This window comes from Reyranella sp., assembly GCF_036558665.1.
Taxonomy (GTDB): Bacteria; Pseudomonadota; Alphaproteobacteria; order Reyranellales; family Reyranellaceae; genus Reyranella.
Map to the genome: position 1 here is coordinate 1 of NZ_DATBFE010000093.1, position 18,567 is coordinate 18,567.

The 18,567-nt window shown below is 66.7% G+C and carries 17 protein-coding genes and 1 pseudogene; 6 read left to right on the forward strand and 12 right to left on the reverse strand.

Annotation, left to right across the window (positions count from 1 at the left end; translation table 11 throughout):
- Nucleotides 1-137 precede the first annotated feature (137 nt).
- Both VH499_RS14995 and VH499_RS15000 read left to right on the forward strand, forming a co-directional pair.
- A complete protein-coding gene (locus VH499_RS14995) occupies nt 138-476 on the forward strand; it encodes a DOPA 4,5-dioxygenase family protein (RefSeq protein WP_332053548.1) in 339 nt (112 codons plus the stop codon).
- A gap of 11 nt (nt 477-487) precedes the next feature.
- The gene (locus VH499_RS15000; protein WP_332053549.1) at nt 488-970 is read left to right on the forward strand and encodes a CinA family protein; all 483 of its coding nucleotides are present in this window, start codon (nt 488-490) and stop codon (nt 968-970) included.
- Here the strand turns inward: VH499_RS15000 and VH499_RS15005 are convergent.
- Nucleotides 942-1,757 carry a glucose 1-dehydrogenase gene (locus tag VH499_RS15005; protein WP_332053550.1) on the reverse strand — a complete coding sequence of 272 codons (816 nt, stop codon included), beginning with the start codon at nt 1,755-1,757 and terminating at the stop codon, nt 942-944. The genes VH499_RS15000 and VH499_RS15005 overlap by 29 nt on opposite strands.
- An 8-nt stretch (nt 1,758-1,765) precedes the next feature.
- Nucleotides 1,766-2,539: an enoyl-CoA hydratase/isomerase family protein gene (locus VH499_RS15010; protein WP_332053551.1), complete on the reverse strand. Its 774-nt coding sequence runs from the start codon at nt 2,537-2,539 to the stop codon at nt 1,766-1,768.
- Nucleotides 2,540-2,624: 85 nt separating this feature from the next.
- Here VH499_RS15010 and VH499_RS15015 point away from each other — a divergent pair, with 85 nt between their 5' ends.
- On the forward strand, nt 2,625-3,554 hold the full coding sequence (locus tag VH499_RS15015; RefSeq protein ID WP_332053552.1) for a 3-hydroxyacyl-CoA dehydrogenase family protein: 930 nt from the start codon (nt 2,625-2,627) through the stop codon (nt 3,552-3,554).
- Here the strand turns inward: VH499_RS15015 and VH499_RS15020 are convergent.
- Nucleotides 3,551-5,053 carry a DEAD/DEAH box helicase gene (locus VH499_RS15020; protein ID WP_332053553.1) on the reverse strand — a complete coding sequence of 501 codons (1,503 nt, stop codon included), beginning with the start codon at nt 5,051-5,053 and terminating at the stop codon, nt 3,551-3,553. The two genes, VH499_RS15015 and VH499_RS15020, sit on opposite strands and share 4 nt — an antisense overlap.
- A gap of 447 nt (nt 5,054-5,500) precedes the next feature.
- Nucleotides 5,501-7,195, reverse strand: a complete 1,695-nt coding sequence (locus tag VH499_RS15025; protein ID WP_332053554.1) for an N-acyl-D-amino-acid deacylase family protein — start codon at nt 7,193-7,195, stop codon at nt 5,501-5,503.
- Between the two features lie 104 nt (nt 7,196-7,299).
- On the opposite strand from VH499_RS15025, the gene VH499_RS15030 reads away from it, so the two are divergent.
- The gene (locus VH499_RS15030; RefSeq protein ID WP_332053555.1) at nt 7,300-8,343 is read left to right on the forward strand and encodes a DMT family transporter; all 1,044 of its coding nucleotides are present in this window, start codon (nt 7,300-7,302) and stop codon (nt 8,341-8,343) included.
- Here the strand turns inward: VH499_RS15030 and VH499_RS15035 are convergent.
- A complete protein-coding gene (locus tag VH499_RS15035) occupies nt 8,253-9,041 on the reverse strand; it encodes an SDR family NAD(P)-dependent oxidoreductase (RefSeq protein WP_332053556.1) in 789 nt (262 codons plus the stop codon). The genes VH499_RS15030 and VH499_RS15035 overlap by 91 nt on opposite strands.
- A gap of 58 nt (nt 9,042-9,099) precedes the next feature.
- Between VH499_RS15035 and VH499_RS15040 the strand changes: the two genes are divergently transcribed.
- Nucleotides 9,100-9,585 (forward strand): GFA family protein, encoded by a 486-nt coding sequence (locus tag VH499_RS15040; RefSeq protein WP_332053557.1) that lies wholly within the window; start codon nt 9,100-9,102, stop codon nt 9,583-9,585.
- On the opposite strand, the gene VH499_RS15045 is transcribed toward VH499_RS15040, so the two are convergent.
- The 6 genes from VH499_RS15045 to VH499_RS15070 form a co-directional block, all read right to left on the reverse strand.
- Nucleotides 9,582-9,893 (reverse strand): hypothetical protein, encoded by a 312-nt coding sequence (locus VH499_RS15045; protein WP_332053558.1) that lies wholly within the window; start codon nt 9,891-9,893, stop codon nt 9,582-9,584. The two genes, VH499_RS15040 and VH499_RS15045, sit on opposite strands and share 4 nt — an antisense overlap.
- 201 nt (nt 9,894-10,094) lie before the next feature.
- Nucleotides 10,095-12,701, reverse strand: coding sequence for a TRAP transporter fused permease subunit (locus VH499_RS15050; RefSeq protein ID WP_332053559.1), 2,607 nt, complete (start codon nt 12,699-12,701; stop codon nt 10,095-10,097).
- Nucleotides 12,702-12,758: 57 nt separating this feature from the next.
- Nucleotides 12,759-13,739, reverse strand: a complete 981-nt coding sequence (locus tag VH499_RS15055) for a TAXI family TRAP transporter solute-binding subunit (RefSeq protein WP_332053560.1) — start codon at nt 13,737-13,739, stop codon at nt 12,759-12,761.
- Between the two features lie 30 nt (nt 13,740-13,769).
- A complete protein-coding gene (locus VH499_RS15060) occupies nt 13,770-15,107 on the reverse strand; it encodes an aspartate aminotransferase family protein (protein ID WP_332053561.1) in 1,338 nt (445 codons plus the stop codon).
- Nucleotides 15,104-16,003: a MurR/RpiR family transcriptional regulator gene (locus tag VH499_RS15065; RefSeq protein ID WP_332053562.1), complete on the reverse strand. Its 900-nt coding sequence runs from the start codon at nt 16,001-16,003 to the stop codon at nt 15,104-15,106. The genes VH499_RS15060 and VH499_RS15065 overlap by 4 nt, the downstream gene beginning before the upstream one ends.
- A 68-nt stretch (nt 16,004-16,071) precedes the next feature.
- Nucleotides 16,072-17,097 carry an alpha/beta hydrolase gene (locus tag VH499_RS15070; protein WP_332053563.1) on the reverse strand — a complete coding sequence of 342 codons (1,026 nt, stop codon included), beginning with the start codon at nt 17,095-17,097 and terminating at the stop codon, nt 16,072-16,074.
- Between the two features lie 14 nt (nt 17,098-17,111).
- On the opposite strand from VH499_RS15070, the gene VH499_RS15075 reads away from it, so the two are divergent.
- Nucleotides 17,112-17,924 carry an enoyl-CoA hydratase-related protein gene (locus VH499_RS15075; protein ID WP_414709789.1) on the forward strand — a complete coding sequence of 271 codons (813 nt, stop codon included), beginning with the start codon at nt 17,112-17,114 and terminating at the stop codon, nt 17,922-17,924.
- 34 nt (nt 17,925-17,958) lie between these two features.
- On the opposite strand, the pseudogene VH499_RS15080 reads toward VH499_RS15075, so the two are convergent.
- Nucleotides 17,959-18,567 (reverse strand): annotated as a pseudogene (locus VH499_RS15080) (zinc-binding dehydrogenase); the annotation flags it as partial.

Sequence of the window (18,567 nt, forward strand, 5' to 3'; positions counted from 1 at the left end):
ACCTGCTCCTTGAGCAGCTTCTGGTCGTCGGAGAAATCGAAGTTCATGATGGGCCTGAGCCTAGCAACTGCGCTCCCATCGGGAAACGGTTCCGGGGTTCCGTCAGGCGGGAGGCGCGATATGGTAGGATTTTCCTCATGAGCTCCGGACACATCAAGGATTGGCACGCCCACGTCTATTTCGATCCCGCGTCGCGCGATGCCGCCTGGGCCTTGCGCAAGCGCATCGAAAGGACTTTCGACATCGACATGGGTCGCTTCCACGAGAAACCGGTCGGTCCGCATCCCCGCTTCAGCTATCAGGTCCACTTCCGCAACGATCAGCTCGCGTCTTTGATCTCCTGGCTGACCCTCAATCGTGGCGAGCTCACGGTATTCGTGCACCCCAACACCGGCGAGGCGCTGGAGGATCACCGCGACCGCGCGGTCTGGCTTGGCCAACAGATGCCTCTCAAGCTCGACGCGCTCAAATCATAGAAGGACCAACCATGGATACGCTGCTTCCTCTCGCCCGACGCATTGGCGACAAATTGAAGGCGCGCAAGGAGACGATCGCCATTTCGGAGTCGTCGGCTGGCGGCCTGGTGTCCGCGGTCCTGCTCGCCGTTCCCGGGGCCTCGGCCTACTTCATGGGCGGCGCCGTCGTCTATACACGCCCGGCACAGGACGCCTTCCTCGCCGTGCCGAGGGAAAAGCGCGCCGGTGTACGCTCCTCCAGTGAGCCGTGGGCCCTGCTCGCCGCCGAGCATGCGCGCGAGCGGCTCGGGACCACCTGGGGACTCGCCGAAACAGGCGCCGCGGGCCCGACCGGCAATTCCTACGGCGATCCCGCCGGCCACACCTGTGTTGCCGTCGTCGGCCCCGACGGCAAGCTGGCGCGCACCCTGCGCACTGGCTCGTCCGACCGCGTCGCCAATATGCGTGCCTTCGCGACCGAAGCGCTCAAGCTGATGGAGGAGCAGCTCTCGTAGGAACGCGACCTCCGACCGTCAGGCCGCCGTCGATCACCAGTTCCTGACCGGTGATGTAGGTTGCGGCCTCGGTGCAGAGGAACAGGACGCCGTTGGCGATGTCCTGCGCTTCGCCGGCGCGCGCAAGCGGAACCGCGGCCGCCGCGCGCTCGCGTGGATCGATCGGCGCATTGCGGCGGTTGCCCTCGGCGCCGGCCAGGATCTTGCCCCAGATCGGCGTCACGATGATGCCGGGATGCACCGAGTTGCAGCGGATCCCGTCGGCGGCATGCTCCAACGCCACGGACTTGGCGAGCAGCCGCACCCCGCCCTTGGTGGCGGAGTAGGCCGCAAGGCCAGGCGCGCCGCGCAGGCCTGCGACCGACGACATCAGCACGATCGAACCGCCGCCTGCCCTTCGCATCGCCGGGATCGCGTGCTTGATCGACAGGAACACGCCGTCGAGATTGATCGCCTGCTGCTTCTGCCAGTCGGCGAGCGTCATGGTCTCGATCGGCGCCATGATGCCGATGCCGGCGTTGGCGACCATGATGTCGAGGCGGCCGAAGCGCTTCTCCGCCTCGGCGATCACGCCCGGCCATGCTGCCTCGTCGCGCACGTCGTGATGCAGATAGCGTGCCTTGCCGCCCGCCTTCGCGATGCGTTCGACAACACCCTTGCCGAGCGTGTCGTCGACGTCCGTGATCAGGACCGCAGCCCCCTCGCGTGCCAGCGTCTCCGAGCAGGCTTCGCCGATACCCGAGGCGCCACCCGTGACGATTGCGGCCTTTCCCGACAGCAGAGACATGCTGCTGGTCAGCGTCCCTTCCAGTTGCCGACGCGCTTCTCGGCGTAGGACCTGATACCCTCCTTGAAGTCCTCGGTCTTGCGCAGCCAATCCTGCTCGACGAGCTCGCGCTCGGTCGCGATCTCGGCGGCGTCGGCGAAGCCGCGACGCATGGTCTCGCGGGTCGAGAACACCGCAAGCGGCGAGCTCTCGGCGATCTCCGTCGCCAGTCCCAGCGCGGCCTTGCGCACCTCGGCGAGCGGCACCAGCACGTCGGCCATGCCCCAGGCATGGGCCTCCTCTCCGCCAACGCGGCGGCCGGTATAGAACATCAGATTTGCCTTCTGCTGGCCGACCAGGCGCGGCAGCGTGAAGGTGAGCGAGAAGCCCGGGTGGAAGCCGAGCCGCGTGAAGTTGGCGGAGAAGCGGGCCTCGGCGCAGGTGACACGGAAGTCGGTCATGAGCGCGAGCCCCAATCCGCCGCCGATCGCCGGGCCCTGGACGGCCGCAATACTGGGCTTCCGCGCACGGAACAGGCGAGTCGCCTCCTTGTAGAGATGCTTGCCGCCTTCAGCGGCGCCGGTCTGCGGACGGTTTTGGAAATCGGCACCGGCGCAGAATGACTTGCCCTGCGAGCACAGCACATAGGCGCGGATATTGGCGTCGCGGTCGAACGCCTCGAAGGCGTCGGCGATCTGGTTGATCAGCGAATTGTCGAAAAAATTGTGCGGCGGACGCTGGATCTCGACGACGCCGACATGGCCTTCGCTCGTAACGCCGAGGTCCTTGTAGGTGGCGCTCATCATCGTCTCCCGTGTTGCCAGTGGCTCGCCTCGCGGCGGATATTGCCCCGCCTGCGGGGTGTCCGTCGACACGGGAGGTCGGAAAATGTCGCAAAGCGAACAACGCGCGCTCGTGCTGGGCGGCGGCACCATGGGCGTCGGCATCATCGCGACGTTCCTGGCCGGCGGCTGGATGGTCGACGCCGTGTCGCGCTCGGCCGCGACGCGCGAGGGCCTGGCGGCGGCGACGGCGCGCGCGCTGCAGGCCATGGGCAAGCCCGCCGACACATCACGCCTCGCGACCCATGCCACGCTGTCTGAAGCGGCGTGGTCCCACATCACCATCGCTGCCGAGACGGTGACGGAGAACCTGCTGCTGAAGCAGAAGCTGTTCGCCGAGATGGAATCGCTGGCGCGGCCGGACTGCGTGCTCGCCTCGAATTCCTCGAGCTTCCCGATCAGCCAGATCGGCAAGGACCTTAAGACGAGGGGCCGCATGATGGGCCTGCATTTCTTCATGCCGGCCCATCTCATCCCGCTGGTCGAGGTGGTACGGTCGGTCCATACCGACGCCGCTCTCGCCGACAGAGTCGGTGCTCTGATGAGCGCACTCGGCAAGCGGCCAGTGCAGGTGAAGAAGGATGTGATCGGCTTTCTCGGCAACCGCATCCAGGCGGCGCTGATGCGCGAGGCGCTATGGTTGATCGAGCAGGGCGTCGCCTCGCCGGAGGACGTCGATGCGACGGTGCGCCTTTCCTTCGGCTTCCGCTACGCCGCCGCCGGTCCGATCGTGCAGAAGGAGCATTCGGGCTGGGACACGACCTGCGCGGTCGCCAAGATCATCTACCCTGATCTCAGCAACGCCGACGGCCCGCCGCCGGTCCTCCAGCGCAACGTCGATGAAGGGCGCATCGGCTTCAAGACCCGGCGCGGCTTCTTCGACTGGAACGAGGAGTCGATCGCCAGGGAGCGCGCCCGCTACGAGCGGGCGCTTCGCAAATGCCTCGAGATCTTCCGCGAGGAAGGAATCGTCTAGACGGCCTTCAAAGCGGGGCGTCCGCGATCCCGGCCATCGCCGAAGCGGCGGCCCTGCCCCCTCGAACGGTTTCCGTCGCCGCCCCGGAAACGCTCTCCGTGATGACGCGCGCGCTCCTCACGGCTCGGCTGGTCGCGATAATCGCCCTCGGCCCAGCGACGATCGCCATGGCCACGCTCGCTCTGCTGGCGAGAAGGCTCGTGGTGCTGCGGACGGTTGCCGTGGTCGTGGCGGTCGCCACGATGCTCAGGTCGGTGTCCTTGGCCATGACCACCGCGCTGTTTCCGTGCGCGGTCGCGGTGCGCGCTGCGCGGTTGGCGCTCCTCATGCTCGTGCGGCTGGCGCGCGCGCAGCGCTTCCTGCGGCATGTCCTCATTGGCGGGCATCTGGATGACAGTGAGCCGCTGGTTGGTCAGCCGCTCGATGCTCTTGAGCTGGCCGCGCTCACTGCCGTCGCAGAACGAGACGGCGATGCCCGAGGCGCCGGCGCGCGCGGTGCGGCCGATGCGATGGACGTAACTCTCGGCGTCGGCCGGCAACTCGTAATTGATGACGTGCGTCACGCCGCTGACGTCGATGCCACGCGAGGCAAGATCGGTCGCGACGAGGACGCGGGCACGGCCGCGGCTGAAATTTGCAAGTGCCTTCTGGCGGGCGTTCTGCGACTTGTTGCCGTGGATCGCCTCGGATGGCACGCCGCGGCTGTCGAGCGCCTCGGCGACGCGATTGGCGCCGCGCTTGGTACGGGTGAAGACGATCACGCGCTCGAGGCTCGAGTCGGCGAGCAGGTGGCTCAGCAGCGCCCGCTTGCCGGCGGCGTTCACGAAATAGACGCGCTGGTCGATGCGCTCGACCGTGCGGCCCTGCGGCGCGATCTCGACGCGCTCGGGATTGCGCAGGATCTCGGCCGCGAGCCTGGCGACGTCGGGCGGCATGGTCGCGGAAAAGAGCAGCGTCTGGCGCTGCCTGGCGACCGAAGCCACGATGCGCCGCACGTCCTTGATGAAGCCCATGTCGAACATGCGATCGGCCTCGTCGAGCACGAGGAAGCTCACCTGGCCGAGCTTCACGTTGCCGCGCTCCATCAGATCGAGCAGGCGGCCGGGCGTCGCCACCAGGATGTCGACGCCGCGCTGCAGGGTCTCGATCTGGCGACCGAAGCCCAGGCCGCCGATCACCATGCCGAGTCGCAGGCCGAGACCCCGGCCATAGCTGTCGAAGCTTCGGGCGATCTGCACCGCGAGTTCGCGCGTCGGCGCCAGCACGAGGGCGAGCGGGCTCTTCGATTGCGCCCGCTGGCCGGACTGGGAAAGACGCTGCAGCACGGGCAGCGCGAAAGCCGCCGTCTTGCCGGTGCCGGTCTGGGCAATGCCCAGCACATCACGGCCTTCGAGCAGCAGCGGGATGGTGCGCGCCTGGATGGGCGTCGGACAGGTGTATTTGGCCGCGTCGAGGGCACGCAGCAGCGGCTCGGCGAGGCCGAGATCCGCGAACGTCACATTACTCACTTTGGAAATAAATCCTTCTCGCCGCCGGCCGCGCCGTCTCGGGCGCGCACTACAAGGCGGCTCTGGACCCGTTCCCGCGCGCGGCTGGGAGGGTTCTTGCTTCTAGGAGATTGTCTCGGAATGAAGCGCCTGATTTGAGCGGGCGCGTCGCGCCATCACGAGTAACCTTGCAAACCCGCATCATCGCGGGTCGCGGCGTATATGCGGACACGCGAGGGCGAAGTCAAGCCGCGCAAGCTGTTCGCCGGTAAATTGCGCCGCCAGGTGCATACCATGCCGCTTTCTTGCGCACCGCCGGACTGGGATCGGATTTCGTTGCCGCGGCCAGGGCCGAGGTCGGACTGACATGAACGCATTGCCCCACGGGCGTTCTTCGCACGATAAGAGATCGCGAGTTCCGGCGAGCAACGCGTCACATGAGCTGCTCACCTCGCCCTTCTATCGGCGCTTCTTGCGCAGGAGCTTGCCCGGCAACGCGCCGGTGGGCTCGTTGTCGCGCAGCAGGACCTGACCATTGACGACGGTCGCCTTCATGCCATCGGCCTTCTGGCGCAGACGCTTGGCGCCCGCCGGCAGGTCGCACACCACCTCCGGCATGCGCGGGCCAACGGTATCAGGGTCGAACACGACCATGTCGGCCGCCATGCCTTCGCGCAACAGCCCGCGATCGTGGAAACCGAACTGCGTGGCCGTATCGCAGCTGATGAGCTTCACCGCCTCCTCGAGCGAGAAGGCCTGCTTCTCGCGCACCCAGTGGCTCAGGAGGTGGGTTTGCAGGGAGCTGTCCATGATCTGCGAGACATGGGCGCCCGAATCGGAAAAGGTCACGACCGAACGCGGATGCTTCATCAGCTCGAGCGCCTCCGCCTGGTTCTCGTTCGCCACCGGCTGCATCATGAAGAATTTCATGTCGCGATCGAGCGCCATGTCGATCATCAGCTCGACGGGGTGCGTGTTCTTCTGGCGGGCGAGCTCGGCCATCGACCTGTGCGGGCCGCTGATGTCGGTCATGGCGAAGATCCAGTCCCATTCCGGCGGCCGCGCCTCGGTTCCGCGCACGATCGGGCCTTCGTAGGGCTTTGACGCGATCTCGACCAGGCGGCGGCGCGTCTCGGGATCGAGCAGCATCCTCTTCTGCCCGGACAGCGGCTTGGCGCGCATCTCGCGCCACAAGTCCCATTTGTCGAACGGCAGCTGGGTCTCGAACGAGAGCAGCACGTTCAAGGCCCGGCTGTGAACCTGCGCGAACATGCGCCCACCGCGCTGGATCGTCCGCTCGATGATGTCGAAGGTGCTGCGCCAGCCGCCCGGCATGGTGCGGCGGTTGAACAGGCCGAAGGTGATGGGCCGGCCGCTCTCGATCGCAAGCTTCGACAGATCTTCGTAGTATTTGCGGGCCTTTTCGCTTCCCGCGCCCGTCGGCTCGCCCGCGACCTCGACCAGGCCGGCACCCATCGCCTTGACGAGCGACTCGAACTCGCTCCAGGCGGCAAGACGGCTCGCGACCGGCTTGTCGTCCGACGTCTGATGATTGACGCTGCGCGTGGTCGAGAAGCCGATGGCACCGGCGGCGATCGCTTCCTTCGTGTGATGCACCATCCTTGCGAGATCGTCGTCACTCGCCTCCTCGGTGAAGGCGCGCTGACCCATCACATAGGTGCGCAGAGCGCAATGACCCATGTAGCCCGCGTAGTTGATGCCCTTGGGCAGCTCGTCGAGTACATCGAGAAACTGCGGAAAGGATTCCCAGCGCCATCTGATACCGGCCAGCATGGCATCGCGACTGATGTCCTCCGCGCGCTCGAGATTGCGGAACACGAGGTCGGCTTCGCTTTCGCGGCAGGGCGCCAGGGTGAAGCCGCAATTGCCCATGACCACGCTGGTCACGCCCTGGAAGCAGGAACTCGTGCCGATCGGGTCCCAAAAGATCTGGGCATCCATGTGGGTATGGCCGTCGACGAACCCCGGCGCCACGGCATGGCCCTCGGCGTCCACGGTCTCCTTGGCGGCCGCACCGTTGAGGCGCCCGATCTCGGCAATCCTGCCATCGCTCACGGCGACGTCGCCGCGATAGCGCGGCAATCCGGAGCCATCGACGATCATGCCGTTCTTGATCAGAAGGTCGAATGCCATGGCAGCCTCCGATAGTTGCTTCAAGCCTACGCTTTGGCCACCGCGGGTCAATCGCTCGCCAACGCATGGCAGGCCCCCTAGGATCGCCGAACGAAAGGCGATGAATGACAAGCAAAGTCCTCTCCGGTCACGGCGCGGATGCCGCGCCGATTGCCGGGGCCGGCACGAATGGCATGAACCGCAATTCCCTGGGCGCGCTTCTCACCATGCTGGCGATGCTCTGCTTCGCCGGCATGGACGCGATCAGCAAGTGGCTCGTCGCCGATTATCCCGTCGGGCAGATGATGTGGATCCGCTACGCGCTCCTCTGCGTGTTCGCGCTGTTCGTCGCCCGTCGCCGTGGCGTGCGCGCCGCGCTTGCGGCAGAGCGGCCGTGGCTGCAGATCAGCCGATCGCTGATCGCCGTCGTCGAGGCCGCTACTTTCGTCCTCGCCTTCCGCTATCTGCCGCTCGCCGATACGCATGCAGTGGCCGCGACCTCGCCGCTGATCGTGATCGCGCTCGGCGTTCTGTTCCTCGGTGAACGCGCGGGGCTGGCACGTTGGCTCGCCGTCGCATCGGGGCTGGTGGGGGTGCTGCTGATCGTGCGGCCCGGCTTTCGCGCGTTCGATTGGCCGCTGCTCCTGCCCCTGCTCGGCGCCGTCCTGTGGGCCGGCTATCAGATCCTGACGCGCCTGGCGGCACGGCACGACCCACCCGACACGGCGCTGCTCTGGTCCGCGATCGTGGCCTTCATTGCCACGAGCTTCGTCGGACCGTTGGAGTGGCAATGGCCCTCCGCCGCTGCCTGGGCGCTCATGATCGCAATATCCCTGATCGGTGCCGTCGCGCACTACGCGCTGATCAAGGCGCTCGACTACGCCGAGGCCGGCGCCCTGCAGCCTTATGCCTACACGCTGCTGGTCTGGGCGACATTGCTGGGCGCGGTCGTCTTCGGCAACGTGCCGGACGGCTGGACGATCGTCGGAGCCGTGATCGTCGTGGCGAGCGGGTTCTACACCTGGCACCACGACCGCCGGGTCGTGCGCCCTTCGTCCGGACCAATTGTCGCCTCGCCTCAGCGCGGCCAGGCACGCAGCGAGACAAGCCCGCCGTCGATCGGCAGCATCAGGCCGGTGACCCAGCGCGATTCATCGGAGGCGAGATAGACCGCGCCATGGGCGATGTCCCAGGCCGTGCCCTCGGTCTGCATCGGCACCATCTTCTTGCGCCGCTCGCGCGCCTCGGCCCCGAGATGCGCCACCATCGGCGTGTGGACCGAACCGACGACGATGCAATTGGCACGGATATTCTCGGTCGCATAGTCGGCCGCGACCGACAGGGTGAAGCCGTGCAGCCCCGCCTTGGCCGTCGCGTAGGCGACGGCTCCCGGGCTACCCATCAAGCCGAGCGCACCGGCGATCGATGAGACCATGATGATCGAACCGCCGCCGCCTTCCTTCATCCTGGGCAGGCAATACTTCGTGCAGAGCATGGCGGTCGTGAGATTGGCCTCGAGCACCTTGTTCCAGTCCGCGAGCGACACCGTCTCGGGGGTGCCCGCGGCGCCGATGCCGACGTTGTTGTGCAGAACGTCGAGTCTGCCGTAGGTCTTCACGGCAAACTTGGCCATCGCCTCGGCCACCTCCGGCCTGGCGACGTCGCCGGCGAATACGGCGGCTTCACTGCCCTCTCCCTTGATCTGCCGCGCAAGCTTCTCCGCGCGCTCGGCACTGCGGTTGACCAGCACGACCTTGGCGCCCTCGCGCGCGAACAGGATGGCGGTCGCCATGCCGTTGCCTACGCCCTCGCCGCGCGGCGCCGCCCCGGTCACCACCGCCACCTTGCCTTTGAGACGTCCGGCCATTCCTCTTCCCCCGTCGCGATGTTATGCGTCGTCGAACCTTAGCCGGGAGCTTCGCGCCATGGCCAGCGAGACCGAGAGCTTCGAGGGCGGCTGCACCTGCCGCCATGTGCGCTACCGCATGACGTCGCGGCCGATGTTCGTGCATTGCTGTCACTGCCGCTGGTGCCAGCGCGAGACGGGCACCGCTTTCGCGCTGAACGCCATGATCGAGGCCGACCGGGTCGAACTGCTGAGCGGCGAGGTCGAGGTCGTGGACACGCCGTCGGCCAGCGGCAAGGGCCAGCGGATCTGGCGCTGCCCGATCTGCCGCATCGCGGTGTGGAGCAACTATGCCGGTGCGGGCGACGGCGTGCGCTTCATGCGGGCGGGTACTCTCGACGAGCCCGACCGACTGCCACCGGACATTCATATCTTCACCATGTCCAAGCAGCCCTGGGTGATCCTGCCGAAGGACGTGCCGGCGGTCCGGGAATACTACGACCCGAGAGAGATGTGGCCGAAAGCAAGCCGGGAGCGCTTTGCCGCAGTCAAGGCGAAAGCCTAGTTCGCAGCGATGCCGGCCAGCGCCGCCGCAACGACACGTGATTCGAAGCCGAGGATCAGCACGTCATTGCCGACGCGCGCATATTCGTAGCCGCGCGGCGGCGGCGAGATCTGGCCGAGCAGCACAGCCGGCAGCGGATAGGTGAGCACGCTGGGCGATAGCCGCCGACCGATCGCCCAGCTTCCCCTGCCGCCACCGGGCGGAAGGCAGCCGTTGGCGTCCCTCGAAAGCCCGGGAGGACATCCGCCGGATGTCTGATCGATGCCGTAATAGCTGTAGATCGCGTCACGGTCGCGCTTGGAAATCACCAGGCGCGGCTCCGCCGCGGATCGATCGCTTGCCGCGGCTGCCGCACGGCGCGTTGATGGCGCGCGCCCCTCATGGCGCACCATCACGGCGAGCGCCAAACCCACGACACTGGCAAAAGCAATAAAGCTCGCCCGCAACTACGCCTCCGAGCCTGCTCCAGCAGCAGCTTTCCCCGGGTTGGCGCCGATCACAACTGCCGATTATGGCCGCGCCATGGCTGCGACGGTCGGATGCGGGCCCGACCGCTTGCGTCGTCGCAATTGCAGGAGCACGAGCGCGGCCAGCAGAAGGAAGGCCGGGATGGAGACCCAGTAGCGGCTCGGTCGCTCGGCGCGCACCAGCACGCCGGTGATGGTGTCGCCCGGCGCCAATCCGTACTTGGCCGCCTCGCTGCCGAAGCGCACGGTCTGCACCATGGCCTTGTCGCCGGGCGCGAGGCCCAGTCCCGCCCCGCGCAAACGGTCTGCGCCGTCCTTTCCGGCCTTCATGGTGAGACGCACCGTCTTCTCCACATCCTCGCCGGCGCGGTTCTGGCTCATCACCCGAAAGCGCAGCGTCTCGTTGTCCGGCAGGCTGCCTGCAGCGGACAGGATCTCGGCCGCGGGATGAACGTCGAACGGGGCCTGGAATTTGTCCAGCCAGTATGCCGGCCGAAACAAGGTGAAGCAGATCAGCAACAACGCGATGTTCTCGTACCAGCGGTTGCGCGTCAGTAGCCAGTTCTGCGTCGCGGCCACGAAGCAGCCCATTGCCACAATCGAACAGACCACCACCATGGTCAGATTGAACGGTCCTCCGACATCGATCAGCAACAGCTCGGAATTGAAGATGAAGATGAAGGGCAGCAGGCCGGTCCGGATCTCGTACCAAAAGCCCTGCAGGCCGGTCTTGATCGGGTCGGCGCCCGAGATTGCCGCCGCTGCGTAGGCGGCGAGACCGACCGGCGGATGCACGTCGGCCATCAGCCCGAAGTAGAAGACGAACATGTGCACGGCCACCAGCGGCACGGCGAGGTCGTTCTGTTGCGCGACCTCGACCACCACGGGCGCCATCAGGGTCGCCACCACGACATAGTTGGCCGTGGTCGGCATGCCGATCCCAAGCAGCAGGCAGATGAAGGCGGTCAGGATCAGCATGATGATCAGGCTGCCGCCCGACGCGCTCTCCACGATCTCCGTCATCACGAGACCGATGCCGGTGAGCGACACGGTGCCCACGATGATGCCCGCGGCTGCCGTCGCAATGCCGACCGAGGTCATGTTGCGCGACGCGCTCTCGAGCGCCGACGCGAGGTCGCGGAAACCTTCACGAAGGTGGGCCGCCAGTTCGCCCTCCCTGCGGAAGACGGCGAGCAGCGGTCGCTGGGTCAACATGATAAAGATCAGGAACACCGTGCCCCAGAAGGCGCTGAGGCCGGGCGACAGCTGCTCCACCATCAGGCACCAGATCAGCACAACAACCGGCAGCATGTAGTGCAGACCGGTACGGGCGGTCTGGAAGAACTCCGGCACCCGGACGATCGCCTTGGACGGATCGTCGTGGGGCAGGTCGGGATGCCGCGCCTTGTAGCGCATCAGGCCGAGATAGGCCGCGACCGCGGCGGCTCCGATCACCCAGCTCGCGGCATCGCCGAACAGATCCTTGGTCCAGCCGATGCCCCAATAGACGATCCCGCTCAGCACGATCAGGCCGCAGATCGTCATCAGGCCGCGCAGGAAGGAATGATGAAGCGGCGCGGTCGACGAACGCGGCAGGCCGCGCAAGCCCGCCTTCGCCGCCTCGATGTCGACGATGTAGAACAGCGCGCCGTAGGTCAGGAACGCCGGCACGAAGGCGTGCTTCACGACATCGGCATAGGTGATGCCCACGTACTCGGCGATCAGGAATGCCGCGGCACCCATCACCGGTGGCATGAGCTGTCCGTTCACACCGGCGGCACATTCGATGGCGCCGGCCTTCACCGCCGAGTAGCCCACGCGCTTCATCAGCGGAATGGTGAAGGTGCCGGTCGTTACCGTGTTGGCGACCGAGGAGCCCGAGATCATGCCGGTCATGCCGGAGGCGACGACGCCCGCCTTGGCCGGCCCGCCGCGGAACGTGCCGAGAAGTGCGAAGGCAAGCTGGATGAAGTAGTTTCCGGCTCCCGCCTTCTCGAGCAGGCTGCCGAACAGGACGAAGAAGAACACGACGTTGGTCGACACACCGAGCGCCACGCCGAAGATGCCCTCCGAGGTGAGCCACATCTGCGATGACGCGCGGGCGAGCGACGTGCCCTTGTGCGCCAGCAGGCCGGGCATCCACGGACCGGCAAAAATGTAGATCAGCATGAGGGCCGCGATGACCGCCAGGGCCGGCCCGACCGCGCGGCGCGCCGCCTCGAGCAGCAGCACCACGCCGACCACCGATACGATCACGTCGGGTGTGGTGGGCAGACCCGAGCGCTGCGACAGCTCGCGATAGAACAGCAGCAGATAGCCGGCCGAAACGACGCCGAGGCCGGCCAGGATCCAGTCCGTGACCGGCACGCGATTGCGCGGTGAGCGTCTGAAGGCCGGGAAGCTCGTGAAAGCGAGCAGGAAGGCGAAGGAGAGGTGGATGACGCGCGCCTGACCGTCATTCACGACGCCTATGTTGAACAGATAAGGCAGCGGTGAGGCGTACCAGAGCTGGAACAGTGCCCAACAGAGCGCGATGGCGAAGATCAGGCGCTTGACCGGACCCGACGGCTTGCGCGCGCCGGTATCGGCCTCCGCGACCAGATTTTCCAGCGTCTCGCGCGAGGCGGTCGGTGCCGTGCTGTCGCTCATCCCTGTCCCCTGCAAACAGCGGGCGGCGCCGCGCGCGCCGCCCGTCTCCATCGCCGGCTACATCCAGCCCTTTTCCTTGTAGTACTTGACGGCACCCGGATGCAGCGGCGCCGACAGGCCGTCCTTGACCATTTGCTTGGGATCGAGGTGGGCGAAGGCGGGGTGCAGCTTCTTGAACTCGTCGAAATTGTCGAACACCGCCTTCACGAGATCATACACCACCTCGTCCGGCACCTTCGCCGACGTGATCATGGTCGCGAGCACGCCGTAAGTCTTGGTCGGATTCGGGTTGTTGGCATACATGCCGCCCGGAATGGTGGCGTAGGCGTAGTAGGGGTGCTCCTTGACGAGATCGTCGACCGCCTTGCCGGTGAGCGGAATGAGCTTGGCGCCGCATGCCGTGGTCGGATCCTGGATCGCCGCCGACGGATGGCCGACGCCGTAGAAGAAGCCGTCGATCTTGTTGTCGCAGAGCGCCGTGCCCTGCTCGTCGGCCTTGAGCTCGGCGGCCAGCGCGAAGCTTGCCCTTGTCCAGCCCATCTGCTTCAGGAGCTCCTCCATCGAGGCGAGCGTGCCCGAACCCGGATTGCCGATATTGAAGCGCTTGCCCTTGAAGTCCTCGAACTTGGTGACGCCGGCGTCGGGGCGAGCCAGCACGGTGAAGGGCTCGGGATGGACCGAGAAGACGGCGCGCAGGTCGGCGACGGGCTTGTCCTTGAATTGCGCCACGCCCTTGATCGCGTTGTACTGGACGTCGGACTGGGCCATGCCGAATTCCTGCTCGCCCGTACCGATCGCGTTGGCATTGAAGACCGAACCGCCGGTGGATTCCACCGAGCAGCGGATACCGGTCTTCGCGCGTGCCTTGTTCATCAGCCGGCAAACTGCGCCGCCCACCGCATAGTAGACGCCGGTAACGCCGCCGGTGCCGATGGTCACGAACTTCTGCTGCGCCGCCACCGGCGCCGGCAGCGACGAAACCGCGAGCACCGCCGCGGCCGCAAGCGCGCTTGAGATGGTGAACTTGCCCTTGAACATCTTGCCTCCTCTTGATGATGTTTTCCGAAGCTACTTGCGTGATGCGGCGATGGCGGCGTCAACCGCATCGCCCAGCCGCTCGACGATGGTGTCGACCGTGGCCCGGTCGATGATGAAGGGCGGAGCCAGCAATACATGGTCGCCTCGCGCGCCGTCGACGGTGCCGCCCATCGGATAGACCATCAGCCCACGGTCCATCGCCACCTGCTTGATCCTGGCGTGCAGCTTGAGCGCCGGATCGAAGGGGGCCCTGGTGCCGCGGTCGGCGACAAGCTCGATCGCCTGGAAAAGGCCGCGACCGCGGACGTCACCAACGAAAGGATGATTGCCGAAGCGCTCCTGCAAACGCCGCGAGAGATGGCTGCCTTGCTCACGGACTTTGGCCAGCAGGTTGTCGCGCCGGATCACGCGCTGCACGGCAAGGGCAGCGGCGCACGCCAGCGGATGGCCCATATAGGTATGGCCGTGCTGGAAAAAGCCCGAGCCGTCGGCCATCGCCTGCACGATGTTTTCGCTCACCATGACCGCGCCGATCGGCGCGTAGCCACCGCCCAGTCCCTTTGCCACCACCATCAGGTCGGGCGTGACCCCTTCCTGCTCGCAGGCATGCAGCGTGCCGGTGCGGCCCATGCCGCACATCACCTCGTCGAGGATCAGGAGGATGCCGTGGCGATCGCAAATCTCACGCACGCGCCTGAAGTAGGGCGGCACCGGCGGCACCGCTCCCAGCGTCGCGCCGACCACCGTCTCGGCAATGAAGGCGATCACGTTGGCGCCACCGAGCTCGTCGATCTTGTCGGAGAGCTCCTGCGCCAGCCGCTCGCCATAAGCGTCCGGCGTCTCGTCGCTCCACCGGCCGCGATATTCGTAGCACGGCGAGACATGGTGCACGTTGCCGAGCAGGATCGGTTCGAAGGCGCGTCGGCGCCAGAGATTGCCGCCGACCGACAGTGCCCCGAGCGTGTTGCCGTGATAGCCCTGCAGGCGGCCGATGAAATGGCAGCGTTGCGGCTCGCCGCGCTCGACGAAGTATTGGCGCGCGAGCTTCAGCGCCGCCTCTATGCCTTCCGAGCCGCCGCTGGTGAAATACACGTGCCCGATCCCGGCGGGCGCGTGGCGGATCATCTCGTCGGCAAGTTCCTCGGCGGCCGACGTGGTGAAGAAGCCGGTATGCGCATAGTCGAGCTGGTCGATTTGCGCATGCAGCGCTGCCAGCACGTCGGGATCGGAATGGCCGAGACAGGAGACCGCGGCGCCGCCCGAGGCGTCGATGTACTCTTTGCCGGCGGCATCGCGGATGGCGACGCCGCGTCCCAGCGTGGCCGCGGGATAGTCATGGCGGAGCTGGCGGTGCAGCACATGGGTCATGACCGGACTCTCTTCCTCGTGCGAATCACATAGGTGTTGAAGGCCGCGAGCTGCTGCTCGCTCTCGGCCAGCGCCGACAACGTTTCCTTGCCGCGCCGCGCCGCGACAAGGGCTGCGAGGCATTCCACCGCCGCAAAGGCCGGCGTCATGGTGTGGAAGAAGGACGGCGACTCGGTGCCGATCAGCACCACGCGGTCGGCGACCGCGGCGAGCGGCGAGAGGTCGCTGTCGGTAATGGCGACGACGCGCGCGCCGCGGGCCTTCACGTAGCGCGCGGTCTCGACCGTCTCGCGGACATAAGGATCGGCCGTGACCGCGAGCAACACGTCCTTGCGCCCGATGGTGCGCAATGCATCACGGCCGGTGCCGCCGGGACTGTCGACCAGCACCGACTTGGAGCCGAAAAGCGAGCGCACGTAATGGAAGATGAAGGCGACGGCAAAGGTCGAGCGCTGCCCGAGGCAAAACACGTGATCGGCGGCGGCGATCACCTCCGCCGCCGCGACGAGGCGGCCGACCGCCTCACGCCCCGACAGTGCCTGAAGGTGCCGAGCGAGGGCAGCGAAGATGTCCTGGGCCAACGCGGCATCGCCACTGCTGCCGTGTCGCGCCAGCAGCTCCTGCGCACGGCCCCGGAAGCTCTCCGGCCGCTCGCGCACGGCGTCGGCATAGAGGCGGCGGAGATCGTCATAACCCTTGAGCTCGAAGCGCTGCGCCAGACGGGTGAGCGTGACCGGTGTCACGCCCGAGCGCCGCGCCTGCTCACGCAGCGACAGCAGCGCGACATCGTCGGGATGGTCGATGACCCAGCGCGCTGCTTCCTGGAGTTGCGGCGACAGGGCGCCGAACTGCGCTTTCAGCTCTGCATTGAAGGTCGTCGATGACCAACCGACCAACAAGGTTCCCCCAAATCCTCAGACCGATGGAACAAACGTCTCATATTGGGGAAACTGCGTCAAACGATTCAAACTTGCCAGTAAGCCGGCAGCTTCGCTGCCAGCCATCTGGCAAGGGCGGCATTGACGGCAATGGGCTGTTCCTGGGCCATCCAGTGGCCGGACTTCACCACCTCCTCGGTGAGATCGGCACAGTCGGCCCGCATCGGCTCGGCCAGCCGCGACGTCATGGTCTCGCAAGTGGTGTCGTAAGCGCCGTGCAGGAACAGCACGGGCATCGCGAGCTTGCCGCCGTTCACGGCACGCCTGGCGTAGTCGCCGTTCGCCTTGTGGTTCATGTACCACGAGTCGGGGCCGAAGAAGCCATTGCGCGTCAGCGCCGCCACATAGGCCTCCATGTCCTGCTCGCTGATCACGTCGCCGTCACGCGGTACATCGGGAGGCGGCCCGCCGCCGAACCAGCCGCCGGCCTGGCGTATGCGCGAGGTCGGCGCTGGCTGGCCGACGCGGCTCGGATCGCCCTTGCGGAAAAGCGCTTTCACGACGTTGCGGATATTGGATTCGAAGCCCTTGCAGGCCTTGTCGAAGTTTTCCTGGTAGAAGAACTGATAGTCCCACTGCCCGGCGGGATGGGTGTCGAGCGGATAGATCTTGCGGTCCACGAGAGCCACGACCGACTCGAGGGTGAAGGCCTGAGAAAGATAGGGCACACAGAGACTCGCCACGCCTACGACTTTCTCGGGATGGTGCGCGGCCACGTTCCACACGACCGGGCTGCCCCAGTCGTGACCGATCCACACCGCGCGGTCGCGCCCGAGCGACGCCAGCAGCTCCAGCATGTCCTGCACGATCAGTTCCTGCGCGAAGTCCTCGTGCCGAGTGTACGTGTTGGAGCGGCCATACCCGCGCATGTCGGGCGCAATGCAGCGGAAACCCAGCGCCGCGAGGGCCGGCAGCTGATGGCGCCACGAGAGCGACAGCTCGGGCCAGCCATGGCAGAAGATTAGCAGCGGTGCGTCTCGCGCCCCGCAGGCGAGATAGCCCGTCGTGTGTCGGGCCGTCTTGACCGTGTGTTCGGTGACCGGGAATGTCATCGCCGGAGGGTCCCATGGAAATTGACACCGGAACAAATGAACTTTTGTGCGTCGTGCGTGAGGGTGTGGCGCTGATCACGCTCAATCGGCCCGAGGCACGCAATGCCATGTCCGACAAGCTGACGCCCGCCCTGCGCACCCAGATCAGAGAGCGCGGCGAAGACGCGCAAGTCGGCGCGATCCTGATCACCGGCGCCGGCACCGCCTTCTGCAGCGGCGGCGACGTCAAGGGCATGGGCGGCCGAGGTCCACGTGGCCAGATGAGCTTCGAGGAGCGCCTGGCCGATCTCCGCTGGCGCCAGGCCAATCTCACCGGCGCGCTGGTCGCCGTGCGCAAGCCAACCATCGCCGCCCTGCCCGGCGCGGCCGCCGGGGCGGGCCTGGCCATCGCGCTCGCCTGCGACATCCGCATCGCCGCCAGATCGGCTTTCGTCAGCACGGGCTACGCCAGGATCGGCCTTTCCGGCGACTATGGCATAGCCTGGCTGCTGACCCGGGCCGTGGGCTCGGCGCGGGCGCGCGAATTGATGTTCACGGCCGAGCGCGTCGATGCCGAGCGCTGCGAGCGCATCGGCCTCGTCAACCGCGTCGTCGAAGACGCGAGACTGCAGGACGAGGCTTTCGCCTTTGCAAAGACACTGGCCGAGGGACCGCGAATGGCGCTCGCCAGCATGAAGGACAATCTCGACGATGCCTTGCACATCGACTACGCGACCGCGCTCCATCGCGAAGCCGAACGGCTGGTGCGGGCCTCCCGCACCGCCGATCACACGGAAGCGGTGCAGGCCTTCGTGGAGAAGAGGAAGCCGGCCTTCAAAGGCAAGTAGTATTCCGGACCGCGGACGGGACACCCGCGCTCCATCAGACCCTGAGCGCCCTCTTGCCGCGGTTCTCGCCGCCGAACAGGCCGATCAGCGCCGCGGGCGCGTTCTCGAGGCCGTCGACCACGTCGACGATCGCCTTGATCTGCCCGTCTGCAACCCATTTGGCGAGGCGCGCCTCGGCTTCGGCGCGGCGGTCGTAGAAATCCATGACGATGAAGCCTTCCATGCGCAGGCGCTTGGTCACCACCAGGCCGGGCACCGCCATCGGCCCCGGCGCAGGCTTCTCGACGTCGTATTGCGAGACGTTGCCGCAACAAACGATGCGCCCACGCAGGTTCATCAGCGACAGGGCGGCTTCGAGCACGGGCCCGCCGGTGTTGTCGAAATAGACGTCGACGCCGTCCGGACAGGCAGCCGCCAGCGCGCGCCGCGTCCCGCCGGCCTTGTAGTCGACCGCCGCATCGAAGCCGAGTTCGCCGTGAGCCAGTCACACTTGTCCTGCCCGCCCGCCGTGCCGATCACGCGACAGCCGGCGAGCCTCGCGATCTGGCCCACCATGGAGCCGACGGCGCCGGCTGCGGCCGAGACCAGCACCGTGTCACCGGGCTTGGGCCGTCCCACCTCGAGCAAGCCGAAATAGGCGGTG

Bases quoted from the DNA above. Each gene is read 5' to 3' on its own strand.
- VH499_RS15030 (WP_332053555.1), top strand. From the start codon at position 7,300: ATGACAAGCAAAGTCCTCTCCGGTCACGGCGCGGATGCCGCGCCGATT.
- VH499_RS15060 (WP_332053561.1), bottom strand. From the start codon at position 15,107: ATGACCCATGTGCTGCACCGCCAGCTCCGCCATGACTATCCCGCGGCC.
- VH499_RS15050 (WP_332053559.1), bottom strand. From the start codon at position 12,701: ATGAGCGACAGCACGGCACCGACCGCCTCGCGCGAGACGCTGGAAAAT.
- VH499_RS15005 (WP_332053550.1), bottom strand. From the start codon at position 1,757: ATGTCTCTGCTGTCGGGAAAGGCCGCAATCGTCACGGGTGGCGCCTCG.
- VH499_RS15040 (WP_332053557.1), top strand. From the start codon at position 9,100: ATGGCCAGCGAGACCGAGAGCTTCGAGGGCGGCTGCACCTGCCGCCAT.
- VH499_RS15075 (WP_414709789.1), top strand. From the start codon at position 17,112: ATGGAAATTGACACCGGAACAAATGAACTTTTGTGCGTCGTGCGTGAG.
- VH499_RS14995 (WP_332053548.1), top strand. From the start codon at position 138: ATGAGCTCCGGACACATCAAGGATTGGCACGCCCACGTCTATTTCGAT.
- VH499_RS15000 (WP_332053549.1), top strand. From the start codon at position 488: ATGGATACGCTGCTTCCTCTCGCCCGACGCATTGGCGACAAATTGAAG.
- VH499_RS15010 (WP_332053551.1), bottom strand. From the start codon at position 2,539: ATGAGCGCCACCTACAAGGACCTCGGCGTTACGAGCGAAGGCCATGTC.
- VH499_RS15070 (WP_332053563.1), bottom strand. From the start codon at position 17,097: ATGACATTCCCGGTCACCGAACACACGGTCAAGACGGCCCGACACACG.
- VH499_RS15025 (WP_332053554.1), bottom strand. From the start codon at position 7,195: ATGGCATTCGACCTTCTGATCAAGAACGGCATGATCGTCGATGGCTCC.
- VH499_RS15035 (WP_332053556.1), bottom strand. From the start codon at position 9,041: ATGGCCGGACGTCTCAAAGGCAAGGTGGCGGTGGTGACCGGGGCGGCG.
- VH499_RS15055 (WP_332053560.1), bottom strand. From the start codon at position 13,739: ATGTTCAAGGGCAAGTTCACCATCTCAAGCGCGCTTGCGGCCGCGGCG.
- VH499_RS15015 (WP_332053552.1), top strand. From the start codon at position 2,625: ATGTCGCAAAGCGAACAACGCGCGCTCGTGCTGGGCGGCGGCACCATG.